This window comes from Patescibacteria group bacterium, from assembly GCA_018896215.1.
In the GTDB taxonomy this organism is placed as follows: Bacteria; Patescibacteriota; WWE3; order 0-14-0-20-40-13; family 0-14-0-20-40-13; genus JAHINB01.
Map to the genome: position 1 here is coordinate 13,615 of JAHINB010000007.1, position 15,280 is coordinate 28,894.

Genomic DNA, 15,280 nt, shown 5'->3' on the forward strand with positions numbered 1-15,280 from the left:
ATGATGGGAAGCTACCTAGCGGGAGTCTGAAATTCGGTTAATTCGCTGTAATACTGCCAAACACATTTTGCCCAAGGGCCACCTTTAGCCTCTGATGGGGGAGTGTATTTTCGCATAATTGTCCAAATTTCATCAAAATCGATTCCATCAGATGCATTTATTAGATGATAGTAACTAGTGGCAAGACCTTTAGTAACTCGCTCAATTCCTGCCTCCCAAGAATTATTGTTATAGTTACCAGTTTTTTCTGCCAAATCTCTTTCGCTTGCTGCCCACCCCCAAGCATTGTAAGAATCTTCTGGAATACTTTTACCCCCATTAGATTCACACATTCCAATTGCTGGAATTAACCTCCAATCTATTTTCCACTTATCGGCACTTTCTACAATAAAATCCCCATAATCTGCAAGCGGGGCATTGTTGCCATAGTACCCTTGATAAAATTGTTTGATGATATGTGGTCTTGGGTCTTCGCCTTCAAATCCTTGGGTTGTAGCACCAAGTACCTTGGGTTTTGCAGAAAATAAAGAATAGAATAGGGGACTAGGTTGTTTAGTTGTGCTAGATGCGTACGAGGTGTTGTTTGATGCATAAACCAAGGCAATAAGGCTTAAAGAGATAATAGGGATAGAAATAACAGGAATAAGAAACATAAACGACTTAAACCTAAATATTCTTTTAGGTTTTATGGCAGAACTTGGTTGTTCCTCTAAGCTAATTGTAAAAAGTTCAGACTTTAAAACCATGTGTGTTTATTATATCACTTTTTGGAGAATGCAACCGAAAGATGGTGGTCGCGCTTAGCGCGACATTCACCACGCTTAGCGTGGTGGGCCTTCAGGGAATCGAACCCTGGTCAACTGGTTAAAAGCCAGCTGCTCTACCCCTGAGCTAAAGGCCCATGAATGCGAGGATTTTATACCCATCTTATGCTAATTTGCAACCCGCAAGGTTGCAAAAATAGCTTAGAGGGGTATATACCCGTAGCTCGCCGAGGGCGAGCGAAGGGTGTACACGAAAAACTGCTCAATTCCAATATTTTCCGTTGATGTCTAGATTTTCGTAATGGCGAATTGTGGAGTTTTGGGGATTTGTAGAATCCAACAAAATTAAAATGGCATCTAGTCGGAGTGACTGGGGAAACTCGAGGTGAGCTTTGATAAAGATCTCACAAACCCGAGAAAGCGCCTTAAGTTTTCGCAGATTTATGGCTTCTTCTCCAGTTCCTTTCCAATTAGAGGAACGAGTTTTAACCTCAAAAAATACAGTTTTTCTGCCTTTAGTTGCAACAATATCAATCTCCCCAAAGTTTTTAGATCTAAAATTTGTGGCAACAACTTGATAACCTTTAGATTCAAGGTATTTACAAGCTAATTGTTCACCTAATTTTCCAGTTTGAATATTGCTATCGGACAAAGCTGAAAAGTTAAACTTTAGAGGCACTCTTTCCAATTCGTTTTCGCATATAGGTTATCTTAGCGCGCCTAACCTTGGTTCTACTTTTAACTACAATTTTGGCAATTTTGGGAGAATTTTCCAAAAAAATTCTTTCTACCCCAATCGCGCCATCGGCAATTCTTCGCACCGTAAATGTTTTGCTTTCTCCCTTGCCTTTTTTGGAAATTACAATTCCCAAGTAGGGTTGGATTCTTGTTTTATCGCCTTCTAAAACGGTATAATGAACCACCACCGTATCACCCACATTAAAGTTGGGTTTGGATTCGGGCTTAGATTTTGATTCTGTTTTTTCCTCTTGCATATTGCCATTTAAACTGTAACCTTCTCGCAGACTGCAATTTTAACTTGTTTTTCTAAAATATCAAGACTTATGCTATCCCCAGATTTAATCTGCCCTCCAATTATCATGTCCGAGACTAGATTTTCGATATATTTTTGAATTGTCCTTTTTAACATTCTAGCCCCGTATTCCTCGCTAAAACCAATTTTTGCTAAATACAAAACAGCTTTTTTATCATAAGTTAAAGTGACTTGCTGTAAACCCAACATCGCATTTACCTTTTCTAATTCTTTTACCACAATCTCGTTAGTTTCTTTTTCTGATAATGGTTTAAAGATGATAATTTCATCTAATCTATTTACGAATTCGGGCGCAAAATTATTTTTAACTTCCGCCATAATTTTGGACTCCATAAGCGCATAAGACGAAGACGCTTTACTACCGTCCGCAAAACCAATCGAGGGTATTTTAGCAACTTGAGACCCTAAATTGGATGTTAGAATAAGAATCGTATTTTTAAAATCTACCGCCCTCCCATGACTATCTGTAAGCCTGCCATCCTCCATGATCTGCAATAAGATATTAAAAACTTCGGGATGGGCTTTCTCTATCTCGTCAAAAAGAACCACCGAAAAGGGTTTTCTACGGACAATTTCGGTTAATTGGCCGGCTTCATCGTACCCAACATATCCTGGAGGGGAACCTATCATTTTAGAAATAGCATGCTTTTCCATGTACTCACTCATATCAATCCTAACCAACATTTCGTCACTACCATATAAAACCTGCGTTAAAGCTTTAGCTAATTCTGTTTTTCCCACGCCGGTTGGTCCCAAAAAGATAAACGACCCAATTGGTCTGGCGGGATTTTTAACTCCAGCTCTTGCTCTTCTTACCGCTTCGGATACAGCCTTCACCGCCAAATCTTGACCTACAACTCTTTTATGAATTAAAGATTCTAAATTTGCAAGTTTAAGGCGCTCCTCCTGGGACAAATCCTCTAAAGGAATGTTGGTTGCCTTAGAGATAATTTTTGCCACATCGTTTCTTGTTATTGGGGGAATGTCTTCCAGCTTTGTTTTGGTCCATATCTCCATAAGCTCTTTTTTAATTACAGATAGCTCCTCTAACCGTTTCTCGCAACGCAGTTTTTCTTCGCCACCAGCTAATTTTTCGGCTTCTTTTACAACTTGGATTTCTTTTTCGACCTCTTTTAAGTTTTCTGGCTCTTTAACCTCGGAAATTCTAACCATAGCGCAAGCTTCGTCAATTAAATCAATGGCTTTATCGGGAAGAAACCTGTCAGAAATATAACGATCCGACATGGTAACAGCTGCCTCTATAGCCTCGGGGGTAATTTCTACCTGATGAAATTTCTCATATTTAATTTTTAGACCTTTGATAATTTCTCGGGTTTCATCAACAGTTGGTTCCGAAACATATATGGTCTGGAAACGCCTCTCCAAAGCCTTATCCCTTTCGATCCTTTTGCGATATTCATCTATTGTGGTTGCTCCAATAAGCTGCATTTCCCCACGAGAGAGCGCTGGTTTTAAAATATTAGCCGCATCAACCGAGCCTTCCGCCGCCCCCGCGCCAACTATAGTATGCATCTCATCAATAAATAAAATTACTTGACCTTGGGTAGAAATTACCTCCTCTAAAACCTTTTTAAGCCTTTCTTCGAATTGACCTCTGTGCGCGGTCCCCGCAACAAGAGATGCCATATCTATAGAAACAATCCTTTTTCCTTTTAGCTGTTCTGGGACACTTCCTTCTACAACCTTTTGCGCCAAACCTTCTACAATTGCTGTCTTTCCAACCCCGGGGTCTCCAATTAGAACTGGGTTATTTTTTGTACGACGAGAAAGAATGTGGACAATTCTTAAAATTTCGTTGGCTCTTCCAATAACTGGATCTAATTTTCCCACTCGCGCCATTTCGGTCAAATCTTTTCCGAACTTCTCCACAAACGAAACTGTTTGGGCGGTTTTCTGGATTTCCTCAAAACAGACGCGACACACTGGAGCATAGACAATTCTCCCACCAATATTTTGGCTTGTCTGCACTTCTGCGGGTCTTTTTTGACATCTTTGGCAAATTACCATAGTTTAGATATTCTAGCACTCTAACACCCCAAGTGCAAATCATTAGTGTTCCCAAACATCGGAGACCTCGCCACCAACTTCTACTGGAACTGCTTTTAGGTAAGTTGCTCCAGCGCGAAGCATTTCCTCCTTCTGCATCCTTAAAGCATCTTGAGCCACCGATTCTTCTGCTTCAACAACAATTTCGTCATGCACGGTAGAGATAATTCGCGCGTCTATTTTTTCTTTCTTAAATCGCATATGAATAAAAACTAGAGCCAGTTTAACCATATCGGCACCACTTCCTTGGATTGGAGTATTTTTTCCTTTTCGTTCTATATCTCCAATAAGTTTTTGGTAGTTGGGATCGCCTTGATCGGGCAATGTAAAATAGCGTTTTCTGCCCCCAAGGGTTGTGGAGTACTTTCGGGTAACAGCGTTTTTTCCCGCTTTGTCTAACCATAGCTTAACCTTAGAAAACTTTTTAAAGTACAGCGCGAGTAGTTTTTTAGCCTCCTCTTGCGACAGTCCAATCTGTCCCGCCAAAGAATTCGCGCCCCTGCCATACATTAGACCAAAATTGATAGACTTAGCAGCGTATCTTTCGACATCTTTTTTAACTTTCTCTTCGGGTATCCCATACATCATAGATGCCGTAACTGTGTGAAGATCTTTTCCTTCTTTATAGGTATTAATTAAAATGGGATCGCCAGAATATTCTGCAAGAATTCTTAACTCCTGTTGCGAATAATCAACGGTTACAAGCTTTTTTCCTTTTGGAGCTATAAAACAACTTCTAAATTGCGAGCCTCGGGGAATTTGCTGTAAATTGGGACTGGTACAAGAAAATCTTCCTGTATCGGCGCCTATTTGCCTAAAATCAGGATGAAGCCTGCCCGTAACCGTATTTATCTTAGCCAACAAGTTTTCTCCAAAGGCCGAGATAAGTTTTTCGGACGCCCGATACTCTAAAATTAATTTAGCTACAGGGTGATTATTTTGCTGTAAAACTCTAACACCGGTAGAAGGCAAACTTAAGCCCAATCTATCGTTAAACAACTCCAGCAACTGCTGTTGAGAGTTGATATTTATTACATCGGATAAATTACCAAACAAGTCTAACTGCGAGGAGTTGTATAAAGGTCTAATTTCGGATTGAATTTTTGTTGCGGTATCCTGCCTCTTTTCTTTAAGCTCTGCAATAACCTGCCTCCATTTGTCAACATCAATATATGATCCCGAAAGTTCCATTTGAGCAACAACTGGTAAAACAGAAAACTCCAATTTGGCGATTTTCACTAAATTCTCTTTTTGTAATATGGCTAATTGTTTTTTAAAAATCGGAAAAAGGGTTAAAACATCTAAAGCGGCGTAATTTAGGTGCCGTTTTTGAAAATTACCACTTAGCCCAACCTTATCCCATTGATAAGACTGGTAATTTTTATCCAGCTCAATTTCCAAATATTTTTTTGCCATGGCGCCAAGAGATGCCGATTTCTTGTAACCGTTTATAACAATCTGTTCCGCCAACATGGTATCGTAAATGTTTACAATATCCATATTTAAGGCAACTTTTATAATACCGTAATCAAACTTGCCGTTTTGAAGAATTTTAAGAATTTTGGGATTCTCTATGACTTCTTTTAAGGGAGTGAAATCCTTAATCTTCTGGGTATCAAAAATGTAAGCGATAGTTGGGGTTCCAATTTGCAATAAAAGGAGCTTATTGTAGTAATAATCCAAAGAGGTTCCCTCGGTATCCACCGAAACCATTTTCTCTTCTTTTAGTATCTCGGATACTTCTTTTAAACGGACATTGGTGGTTACATATTCGTATTGTGGGTTGTCAAAGTCAAATTCGAGTTTATCCATGGCGCAACTTATTTCGCAAGAAACAAACTTGTTTATTAAGATATTCCTTACTAAACTCCATAAGAGGAATGTCCGGCTCGGGAAAATATCTGTAATCTTTTTCTACCTCTTTTTGGCGCATGCTAAATGTTTCTCTGGTTTTTTCGTTATACCCACGAGTTTCATTGCTAATAGTACCTCCGGCATCTAAAATTTCTGTTTGACGGGCAATTTCGTAGGAAACCGCATTCTTGGCAAATTTGAACGAGTTAATGTTTTTTATCTCTACTCGATAATCGGGTAGGGGATCGGATTCGTTTTTCTTAAGCGAGATACTTGCCTCTAATCTCATTTGCCCTTTTTCCATGTCACAATCGCTAATATTAAATTTTCGGGCTAGGTCACGAACCAATTTTCCAAAGTCAGAGACTTCTTCGGGTGACTTAATGTTGGGTTCGGTTACAATCTCTATTAACGGCATTCCAGATTTATTAAAATTTAATAGTGTTTCATTATTTTGATGAAAAGATTTTCCTGTGTCTTCTTCCATATGAACCCGCCTAACTTTGACTTTTGTACCAGTTGAGAGCGCTAAATACCCATTCGAGCAAAGGGGTTCATCGTATTGGGTAATCTGATACCCTTTAGGCAAGTCGGGATAAAAATAATGCTTGCGATCGAATTTAGAAGAACTAGCAATTGTGCAATTTAACACTAACCCCATAAGTTGGCATTGTTTAATCGCTTCTTCGTTAGGTACCGGTAGTGCTCCGGGAAGACCCAAACACACGGGACAAACAATGCTATTTGGCTCGGCTTTCCAAATGTTTGCTGAACACCCACAGAACATCTTTGATGCCGTCTTAGGCTGGATGTGAATTTCTAGACCAATGACCGGTATATAACTCATAGGTTTGGTTTAAATCTGCTAAAATCGACTTCTTTTTCATAAAGATTTGCCACTTCCAAAATTAATTTTTCGCTGAATTTTGGACCCACAAGTTGCATCCCAACAGGCAATCCATTTACAAAACCCGCGGGAACAGAAATCCCGGGGAGTCCCACAAGGGAACTTGACTCAACTAAGGCATCAGCAATTTCTCCAAACATAGATTGATCAACGGTAGACCCGATTTTTAGCGGAAGTGTTGGAGAAACAGGCGACACAACTAAATCCACACTCTTAAAAACTCGATCAAAATCTCTGCAAATTAGCGTCCTTACTTTTTGAGCTTTTTGATAATACTTATCATAATAACCAGCGGATAAAACATAAGTGCCCAACAAGATTCTTCTTTGGGCTTCGTGTCCAAAACTAGAGCGGGGATTACCGTATCTTATACCATCGAAGCGAGATAGGTTGGATGAAACTTCGGCTCTTTGAATAATTGTATAAACCGCAATGGCATATTTTGGATCCATTAAGTTAACCTCAATAATTTTCGCACCCAATTTAGCAAGAGCGTTAATTGAATCCGTCACCTTTTCTTTAATCCCTTCTTCCATAGGATAACTAAAGTAGTTTTTAGGAATCCCAATTTTTATATTGTTAAGATTAGAAAAAGAAAAATTGGAATAGTCGTTTCTAATTTCGTTACTCGATGTACCGTCGTGGTAATCTTTTCCCGCTATGATTTTTAATATTGTGGCACAATCCTTAACCGTTTTTCCCAGAGGACCTGGGCTATCTGTAGACGAACACATTGCTATAACACCATGGCGACTCACTCTACCGTATGTCGGTTTAAGACCAACAACCGAACACCAAGAAGCTGGTTGTCTGATGGAACCTGCTGTTTCTGTTCCAATCGCAAAAATGGTCTCATCCGCTGTAACGGCTGCCGCAGAACCACCCGAGGATCCTCCAGGAAGCCTCGTAAGATCCCAGGGGTTTTTTGTAACAAAAAAATCGGAGTTTTCGGTGCTAGAACCATGAGCAAAAGCATCGGAATTAGTTTTTCCAATTAAAATCGCTCCTTCATTTTTTAACTTCGCGGTGACGGTGGATTCGTAAAGCGCAATGTAATTTTCTAAAACTTTTGAGGAGGCTGTAGTCAAATACCCTTTAGTATTAAAAAGATCTTTGGCAGAGTAGGGAATACCCAAAAGCTTTTTCTTACTTCCTTTTTTTCGCTCTGCATCTGCCTGTTTTGCCAGCAACAAAGCGTCTTCTTTAAAAATTGAAATGTAGGCCTTTACCTTATCTTCTACTTTTTCTATTCTTTCCAAAACGCTTTTGACAAGCTCAACAGAAGAAAAATCCCCCGCATTAAGTCCTCGCAACGATTCTTCTATTGTTAGATTATAAAGATTTTTCATAGCTAGATTAGTAGATTAGGGATTATCCCAAATTTGGGATAATCCCTATTTATTCTTTACTTAACAACGGTGATGCTAGTCTTAAAATATGTTCCAGACAAATTTAATTCGTTTTCTTTTGTAGGTAGATCTTTTCTAAAAACATTAGTCAGTCCCGTAACTTGAGTTGTTGGTCTAACATTGGCTGTATCAAGTTCGTCTAAAACTGTAATATAATCTAGAGTTTCGGACAACCATTTTTTAACTTCCTCTCTAAGTTCTGGTTTGAGAGTTAATTTTGAAAGCAAATATAAATTATCTATTTCTTGATCTGTAATCATAAACAAGTTTGTTTCTAACGAAATAATTAATCTTGATTTCTAATCTTAAGAATTTTTACTAAACCTTTTAATGACAAGGTATTTAATATTTCTTCTTTAGTACACCAGCCGCGTCTTGCCACATAAACTCCATACTTCATGTAGTCCAAATGAACAGTTGAATGGGCATCGGTATTAATGACAAACTTTACCCCCATATCCTTGGCAATTTTAACTAAATCGTCAGGTAAATCAAGACGAGAAGGAAAGGCATTAATCTCCAGGGGTTTGTTATATTGGATACAATAATTAAAAATCTTTCTCCAGTCAACATCATAAGGATCTCTTTCCAGTAAAACTCTACCTGTGGGATGGGCAATAAAATTTATGGAGGGGTTGATAATTGCATTAATCAGTCTTTGAGTAATTTGTTCTTTGCTTTGATCGAAACCAGTATGGATAGAGGCGATAGCGTAATCGTACTCTTGCAAGATTTCGTCGCTTAGTGACAACTCTCCGTTGGATAATATATTGCATTCTGTACCCAATAACACTTTAAAATCGTCCTTAGAGTACTTAAGTTGTGCTATTTCGTGCTTTTGAGCTTTAATAATGCTAAGTATTTCTTGTTTAGTTTTGGTATTAAGACTTAAGGAGTGGTCTGTAATTCCAAGATACTCATATTCTAATTTAAAGCCTTTTTGCGCCATTTCGGCAATGGTATTTGCCCCATCAGAATAAGTTGAATGCATTTGCAAATCACCTCTCATATCTGGTTGATCTATAAGTTTTGGAAGGGGTTTTGCTTTAGCGTAATCAATTTCACCCCTGTCCTCTCTTAATTCGGGCGGAATAAAGTCTAATCCTAAGTATTTGTAGAACAACTCCTCACTAGGAAAAGTCTTTAAAACATCAGTTTGATCTTTTATTCCATACTCCGAAATGGATAAACCTTTGGTTTGAGCGTAAGTCCTTAATGCAATATTATGCAACTTGGATCCAGTTAAGTGAGCCAGCAATGCTCCGTAGCTTGCGGGGTCTCCTGTCATTAAATCTACTCTTTGACCAGTTTTTAAAATTACGCTAGCCTTTTTGTCTCCTTTATCCTCTACCTGTTCTACCTGTGGGTACAAAACAAATTTATTGATCACAGCAACAGGGTTTGTTGTTGCAACAGAAAAGTCTATGTCTCCAACGGTAGATGCCTTGCGTCGCAGGGATCCCAAAAAATCGCAGGAGACCGTATTAGGATCCTCCAAGATGAATTTTTGATAAGAAAGAGCAATATCCTCTGCTACATTTAAAAGAGTTCTATCTTTTTTAACTCGCGGGGTTTGAGCTGATTTTAAGATGTCGCTTTGAGATTTTTCCCCAAAACCAGTGAGATTTGCAACAGCCTCCTGTTTACATGCTTTAATTAGATCTTCTCTGCTAGTTATTCCCAATTCCTTTGACAAACGATAGGCGGTTTTTGGTCCAATACCTGGGATATCCAGCAAAACAAACATCCCTGGGGGCATCTGGCTTTTAACTGTATCAAAATGGACTATGTGACCTGTTCTAAAATACTCATCTAAATAACTTTTAGTGGTATCTCCAAGACCTTGAATAGAATCTAAACCACTTTCTTCCCACAAACTTTTGACATCGGAAGATAAAGAACCAATAATAGAAGATGCGTTTTGATAAGCGCGGGTTCTAAAAAAGCTTTTACCTAGTATCTGATAAGCAGAGGCAATTTCTTTAAACATTTGCGAAATGTGGGCGTTAGAGAATTTTTTTGTTAAATCCTGCATAGTTATATGGTACTATCGGTTACGCCATTGCTCAATAGGGGAAAATGAATTATTATACTCAATAAGAACTTGACGAGAACGAACAAAGTGAGGTTCGAGTCTAGGTCGAATTAGTCCTCCGTAGCTCCGAGCTTACCGAGGAGCGAAGGATGGACTGGTTTTTTTAACAGTGACATTTGTAATTGTAACCTGCCCGTCCTACGCTCTCGTGCCTTTGGCACGGAGCTTCGGAGGGCATAAGAATCTCTTGACTCGCTTCGCGAGTTTAGAGATTCTAATGGGGGTGTAGCTCAATTGGTTAGAGCGCTTCCCTGTCACGGAAGAGGTTGCGGGTTCAAGTCCCGTCGCTCCCGCCACGTAAAAATCTTGTCGATCCCCAACTCCGCCAGCTGGCGGAAGGTCGGGGGAGACTAGAGTTTTAGAGTGCCCCGTTGAATTTGAGCAAACTGAAATTACTAGCTAAAACAACCTCTGCCCCAAACCTAGGAGGTGATTTAATTTGAGCTCTCAAGAATCAACAACTAACAAAGTTGTAAACCCGATGCCTGCTATTTTTGCTGGAATTATTGTTGTCCTTGCGGGGTTTGCCGTATACAACTATTTTAATAGTTCTAAAAACCAAGATAATTCCAAAGGAGAAATCACCCAGGAAGCTTTATCACAAGCTGGAAGAACAGAAGAAAAAAATAGCAAATTGCCCGAGGTACTAGGTGTTGGTGGAGCAGAAACACCTGAACGACCAATAGTCTGGTATGCCAACGATTACAAAAGCGGAGATATAACGAGCGGCGAATATACCGTTAAAGAAGGGGACACTCTCTGGGAAATCGCCGAAGCTAAATACGGCAGTGGTTTTGAATGGAACAAGATTCTAACTGCAAATAGCAAATCGATAGGCTGGCTTGCCAACGGCAACCCACTGATTGAGCCTGGGCAGGTGCTAGTTTTACCAAATTAAAGCGAGGGGGTAATCTCGACTATAGCTAATAAGCAAGCTTGTAACGCCTTTGGGTATTTTCTTTTATCTTGTTATAACCCTTTATGGGTTAGTGTAGATGTTGTAGAGTATTTAGTGATTAATTGCGGGATTAGTACACTGGTAGTATGCTACCTTCCCAAGGTAGAGAAGGGAGTTCGATTCTCCTATCCCGCTCCATCTCTAGTGCCGCGGTGGCGAAATTGGCAGACGCGCAGGGTTTAGAACCCTGTGGAGTAAAATCCTTGGGAGTTCGATTCTCCCTCGCGGCACCACTAGAAAAAATGATAGAATCCAAGCCTATGAGACTAAACAAAAAATTCTTCTTACTTTTAATTCCAATTTTAATTATTGGTTTTATAGTATACAAATCAAAAACCGCGGGAATTCCGGTTACTGTAACCACTGTTAAAAGAGGCGAGGTAAAACAGACTGTATCGGCATCGGGCGATATCACCTCCAACCAAACCGCTTCCTTAAGCTTTCCGACAAGCACTCAAATTACAGAAGTATTAGTAAATGAAGGCGACACCACTACAAAAGGGCAGATTCTCGTTAAGGGAAACTCTTCATCCGAATACAACTCGTATACCCAAAGTTTAAATGCGTTAGAACAGGCCAAATCAAATCTCAATTCGTTTAAGGAGCAGTATAAAAGCGACCCCGATACTATCGGGGTCTACAACGAAAAAATCTACTGGGACAAATACAATTACTATCAAGAGGCTATAAGTTCTGCCCAGGCCCAAGTAAACCAATCAGCTAAATCTCTTGGGGATAAAACAATTCGCGCCCCGTTTAACGGAATAATCACAAAAATCTACTACAAGGCGCAAGAGATCGCTTCAGCAACCAGTCCTGTTATTGTAATTGCCAATCCTCATGAATTATATTTTTCTGCCGAAATTGACGAGGGGGATTATGGAAAAATCGCTCATGGTCAAACAGTTACAATTGACCTGGACAGCTACCCAGAAAATAAATTTACAGGTTCGGTTATGGAACTTACTAACTTTGCCCAAAAGAACGCTTCGGGCAACACCGTTTTTAAAATTAAAATTAAACTACCAGAGGAATTACTAGCTAAAGCCTCCGTTGGCATGCACGGAGACATCGAAATTGCCACTAGCATCAAAACTGATGTTTTGTATTTAGACTCGACGAGTATTCTCACAGAGAATGATAAAAAATTTGTTTTTAAATTAGAGGGTGGTAAAGCAATAAAAAGAGAGATTACTGTGGGACTAGAGACCGATCTTGATACCGAGGTATTAGCCGAAGTTGCCGAAAACGACACGATTATTTATCCCAAAAACGGAACTGTTAAAGATGGTATTCGTGTAATCGTAATCCGATGACCTCCGTAAAACCTGTTGTAGAAGTAATCAATGTTTCTAAAGTTTATACCATGGAAGGTATCGAGGTACCTGCCCTTTTAAATGTTTCCTTGACAATTAAGACAGGCGAATTTGTTTCTATTGTAGGTAAATCGGGATCGGGAAAATCCACATTGATGCATATTATCGGAGCTTTAGATAAACCAACAAGTGGTGAAGTTCTCATAAACGGCACTAAAATTTCTAAAATGAACGAGTCCCAGCTTGCTACACTTCGCAACAAAGAGATTGGATTCGTTTTTCAGGCTTTTAATTTGCTTAAACGCACTACTGCGATTGACAATGTTCAGCTCCCACTCATCTACGCCAACATTCACGAGAAAGAGCGGATTAAAAAATCCATTGAGATGCTGAACAAAGTGGGTTTGCAAGACAGGTTGCATCATTTTCCCAATCAACTTTCAGGCGGTCAACAACAAAGGGTCGCGATTGCCAGGGCTCTAATTAATAACCCAGCAATTATTTTAGCTGACGAGCCAACTGGAAATTTAGACAGCAAATCTGGCGGGGCAATTCTTGAAATTTTGGAGAATCTACATCACGAGGGAAAAACAGTCATTATCGTCACTCACGACATGGAGATAGCTAAAAAAGCTAAAAGAATAATCAAATTACAAGATGGAGAGGTAGTCAACTAGCTTTGACTTAAACGGGTCCGTCCCAAATGGGACGGACCCGAATGAGAAATAAAATATGATCCTCTTTAAATTCGAAACGCATAAAATCGCCATTAAGGCAATCTTTGCCAACAAAGTTAGGTCCGTCTTAACCATGCTCGGCGTTATTATTGGTGTCTCGTCTGTAATACTTCTGGTTGCCATTGGTTCGGGATTGCAAGAATACATTACCGGTCAATTTAAAGATTTAGGAGCAAACACTCTTTTTGTTGTTCCCGGAAGTCAAGGGTTTAGGGGAGATCCCAGTTCTGCTTATGCCAATAATAAACTCTCGGACACTGAATATAAAAACCTAAAGGGCTTCTTAAGCAATGAAATAGAAACCACTGTTGTTGTTCAAACTAACAAAAAAGTTAAATATGGAAATAATACGGCGCTCGTAGAAATTGATGGGGTAGACACCAATTGGTTCTCCATTGCTAACTATTCGTTATCAAGTGGCGAAAAATTTAGTCAAAGCGATGTTTATTCCAACTCTAAACGGGGAGTTATTGGTCCTTCTGTAGTAGAAGAATTATTTCCTAATACAGACCCTCTAGGTAAGTTGATTACTGTAGGATCAGAAAAAATCCAAGTCGTTGGGATCTATAACTCTAAAGGTGGTTTTGGAGGGGTTGATCGCGACAACCAAATTTTTATTCCTTACACAACCGCCAAAAAGTTTTTTGGGCTGGATAAACCTAGCACTTTTTACATGTCCATTCCCGATAGCATGGACAAAGATTTAGCGCAAAGGGAAATAAAATCGGTACTTTTAAAAACTTTAAAGGTGGATGATTTTAGTATCGTCTCGCAGAAAGAACTTTTAAATTCCATAACTGGCATCTTAAACGCTTTGACATTAGGACTTGCTGGAATTGCCGCTATTTCGCTTTTGGTTGGAGGAATTGGGATTATGAATATCATGCTTGTCTCTGTTACTGAACGCACCCGTGAAATAGGGTTGAGGAAGGCGGTTGGAGCAAAACCTGTAGATATACTTCTACAATTCCTCATTGAAGCGGTTGCATTGAGTAGTCTTGGAGGAATAGTCGGCATTTTAATTGGAGGATTGGGGTCTTTAGCTTTAAAAAAATTAATTAATACCGCAATTACTCCCTGGTCTGTTATAATAGCCTTTGGGTTTTCGGCTTTGGTGGGAATTGCCTTTGGTACCTGGCCAGCCTACAAAGCCGCCAAGAAAGATCCTATTGAGGCATTAAGATACGAGTAATTAATTAAGGGTGACACCCTAATAGGGTGTCACCCTAAAAGAAACTGCTATGACAACAACAATAGAAAAACTGCCAGCAAAAACTTATAAACTAACAATTACCATTCCCAAGGATGTGGTATCGCAAGCTTTCCAAAAAGCTCTAACCACCCTGACTTCTCAAGTAAAAATAGATGGTTTTCGCCCAGGAACCGCGCCAGCAGATTTAGTAAAAGACAAGATAGACCCCAGCAAGTTGCGAGGAGAGGTGGTAAATACTCTGTTACCTCAAGCGGTAAGTAGCGCTATTAAAGAACACCACATGGCTCCAATAATTAACCCTAGAATTAATTTAAAGCAGTTAGAGGATGGCAAAGAGGCCACTTTTGAGGCAACAATTGTTGAGCTCCCAGAGATAGTCCTTGGTGATTACAAAAAAGCTGTTTCTGATATTCAATCTTTCAATGCCCCCCGCCCGCTAACGCCTGAGCGTAGCGATGGCGGGCAGGCTAAGACCCCAACAAAAACCGCCGATATTACCAATGCGTTACTTGCAACAAGCAAGGTAGATATTTCTCCAACCCTAATTGAGGAAGAAACCACCCGCATGTTTTCCCAGCTAATTGACCAAACTGCAAAACTGGGAATGACTGTGGAAGATTATTTGCGTTCCATTAAAAAGAATTTAGAAGAATTAAAAGCGGAATACAAAAAACAAGCCGAAGAGAATTTAAAGCTGGAGTTTATTTTAACCGAAATAGCAAAAGTTGAGAAAATAGCAGTGAGCGATGAAGAAATTCAAAGCGCCATCAATGCCAACCCCGACTCCAAAGCCCGCGAGGAACTGGCAAAAGAGGAAAACAAATGGTACATTCGAGCGATTTTACTCAAGAACAAAGTCTTGATAGAATTATCCAAAGGTATTTAATGCGTTGGGGTAGTACCCCT

Annotated in this window: 14 protein-coding genes and 4 tRNA genes; 8 read left to right on the top strand and 10 right to left on the bottom strand. The window is 39.6% G+C overall.

All coding sequences use genetic code 11. The annotated features are described in order from the left end of the window. Positions 1-11: 11 nt before the first annotated feature. From KKF75_01480 to polX, 10 genes are all read right to left on the bottom strand, one after another. The gene (locus tag KKF75_01480) at positions 12-746 is read right to left on the bottom strand and encodes a hypothetical protein (GenBank protein ID MBU4380871.1); all 735 of its coding nucleotides are present in this window, start codon (positions 744-746) and stop codon (positions 12-14) included. A gap of 81 nt (positions 747-827) precedes the next feature. Next, positions 828-901: transfer RNA gene (locus tag KKF75_01485), tRNA-Lys, on the bottom strand. Positions 902-1,026: 125 nt separating this feature from the next. After that, positions 1,027-1,443, bottom strand: a complete 417-nt coding sequence (locus tag KKF75_01490; protein ID MBU4380872.1) for a YraN family protein — start codon at positions 1,441-1,443, stop codon at positions 1,027-1,029. Beyond that, positions 1,427-1,759, bottom strand: coding sequence for a 50S ribosomal protein L19 (gene rplS, locus KKF75_01495; protein ID MBU4380873.1), 333 nt, complete (start codon positions 1,757-1,759; stop codon positions 1,427-1,429). The genes KKF75_01490 and rplS overlap by 17 nt, the downstream gene beginning before the upstream one ends. Before the next feature lie 8 nt (positions 1,760-1,767). Further along, entirely contained in the window at positions 1,768-3,846 is a 2,079-nt protein-coding gene (locus tag KKF75_01500; protein ID MBU4380874.1) for an ATP-dependent Clp protease ATP-binding subunit, read from the bottom strand. A 42-nt stretch (positions 3,847-3,888) separates the two neighbouring features. After that, complete coding sequence (locus KKF75_01505) at positions 3,889-5,697, bottom strand: hypothetical protein (protein MBU4380875.1); 1,809 nt, start codon at positions 5,695-5,697, stop codon at positions 3,889-3,891. Continuing rightward, positions 5,690-6,586: an Asp-tRNA(Asn)/Glu-tRNA(Gln) amidotransferase subunit GatB gene (gene gatB / locus KKF75_01510; GenBank protein ID MBU4380876.1), complete on the bottom strand. Its 897-nt coding sequence runs from the start codon at positions 6,584-6,586 to the stop codon at positions 5,690-5,692. The genes KKF75_01505 and gatB overlap by 8 nt, the downstream gene beginning before the upstream one ends. Beyond that, positions 6,583-7,995: an Asp-tRNA(Asn)/Glu-tRNA(Gln) amidotransferase subunit GatA gene (gene gatA, locus KKF75_01515; protein MBU4380877.1), complete on the bottom strand. Its 1,413-nt coding sequence runs from the start codon at positions 7,993-7,995 to the stop codon at positions 6,583-6,585. The genes gatB and gatA overlap by 4 nt, the downstream gene beginning before the upstream one ends. Before the next feature lie 56 nt (positions 7,996-8,051). After that, on the bottom strand, positions 8,052-8,315 hold the full coding sequence (locus tag KKF75_01520; GenBank protein ID MBU4380878.1) for an Asp-tRNA(Asn)/Glu-tRNA(Gln) amidotransferase GatCAB subunit C: 264 nt from the start codon (positions 8,313-8,315) through the stop codon (positions 8,052-8,054). 26 nt (positions 8,316-8,341) lie between these two features. Further along, complete coding sequence (gene polX / locus KKF75_01525) at positions 8,342-10,090, bottom strand: DNA polymerase/3'-5' exonuclease PolX (GenBank protein ID MBU4380879.1); 1,749 nt, start codon at positions 10,088-10,090, stop codon at positions 8,342-8,344. A 279-nt stretch (positions 10,091-10,369) separates the two neighbouring features. Between polX and KKF75_01530 the strand changes: the two genes are divergently transcribed. The 8 genes from KKF75_01530 (at position 10,370) to KKF75_01565 (ending at position 15,260) form a co-directional block, all read left to right on the top strand. Continuing rightward, positions 10,370-10,446 (top strand) — tRNA-Asp (locus KKF75_01530). A 143-nt stretch (positions 10,447-10,589) separates the two neighbouring features. Next, positions 10,590-11,048 carry a LysM peptidoglycan-binding domain-containing protein gene (locus KKF75_01535; protein ID MBU4380880.1) on the top strand — a complete coding sequence of 153 codons (459 nt, stop codon included), beginning with the start codon at positions 10,590-10,592 and terminating at the stop codon, positions 11,046-11,048. Positions 11,049-11,172: 124 nt separating this feature from the next. Then, positions 11,173-11,246, top strand: a tRNA-Gly gene (locus KKF75_01540). A gap of 8 nt (positions 11,247-11,254) precedes the next feature. After that, positions 11,255-11,341: transfer RNA gene (locus KKF75_01545), tRNA-Leu, on the top strand. Between the two features lie 27 nt (positions 11,342-11,368). Further along, positions 11,369-12,424: an efflux RND transporter periplasmic adaptor subunit gene (locus KKF75_01550; protein MBU4380881.1), complete on the top strand. Its 1,056-nt coding sequence runs from the start codon at positions 11,369-11,371 to the stop codon at positions 12,422-12,424. Then, on the top strand, positions 12,421-13,101 hold the full coding sequence (locus KKF75_01555) for an ABC transporter ATP-binding protein (GenBank protein ID MBU4380882.1): 681 nt from the start codon (positions 12,421-12,423) through the stop codon (positions 13,099-13,101). The genes KKF75_01550 and KKF75_01555 overlap by 4 nt, the downstream gene beginning before the upstream one ends. 55 nt (positions 13,102-13,156) lie before the next feature. After that, the gene (locus KKF75_01560) at positions 13,157-14,353 is read left to right on the top strand and encodes an ABC transporter permease (GenBank protein ID MBU4380883.1); all 1,197 of its coding nucleotides are present in this window, start codon (positions 13,157-13,159) and stop codon (positions 14,351-14,353) included. Positions 14,354-14,402: 49 nt separating this feature from the next. Further along, positions 14,403-15,260, top strand: coding sequence for a hypothetical protein (locus tag KKF75_01565; protein MBU4380884.1), 858 nt, complete (start codon positions 14,403-14,405; stop codon positions 15,258-15,260). Positions 15,261-15,280 lie beyond the last annotated feature (20 nt).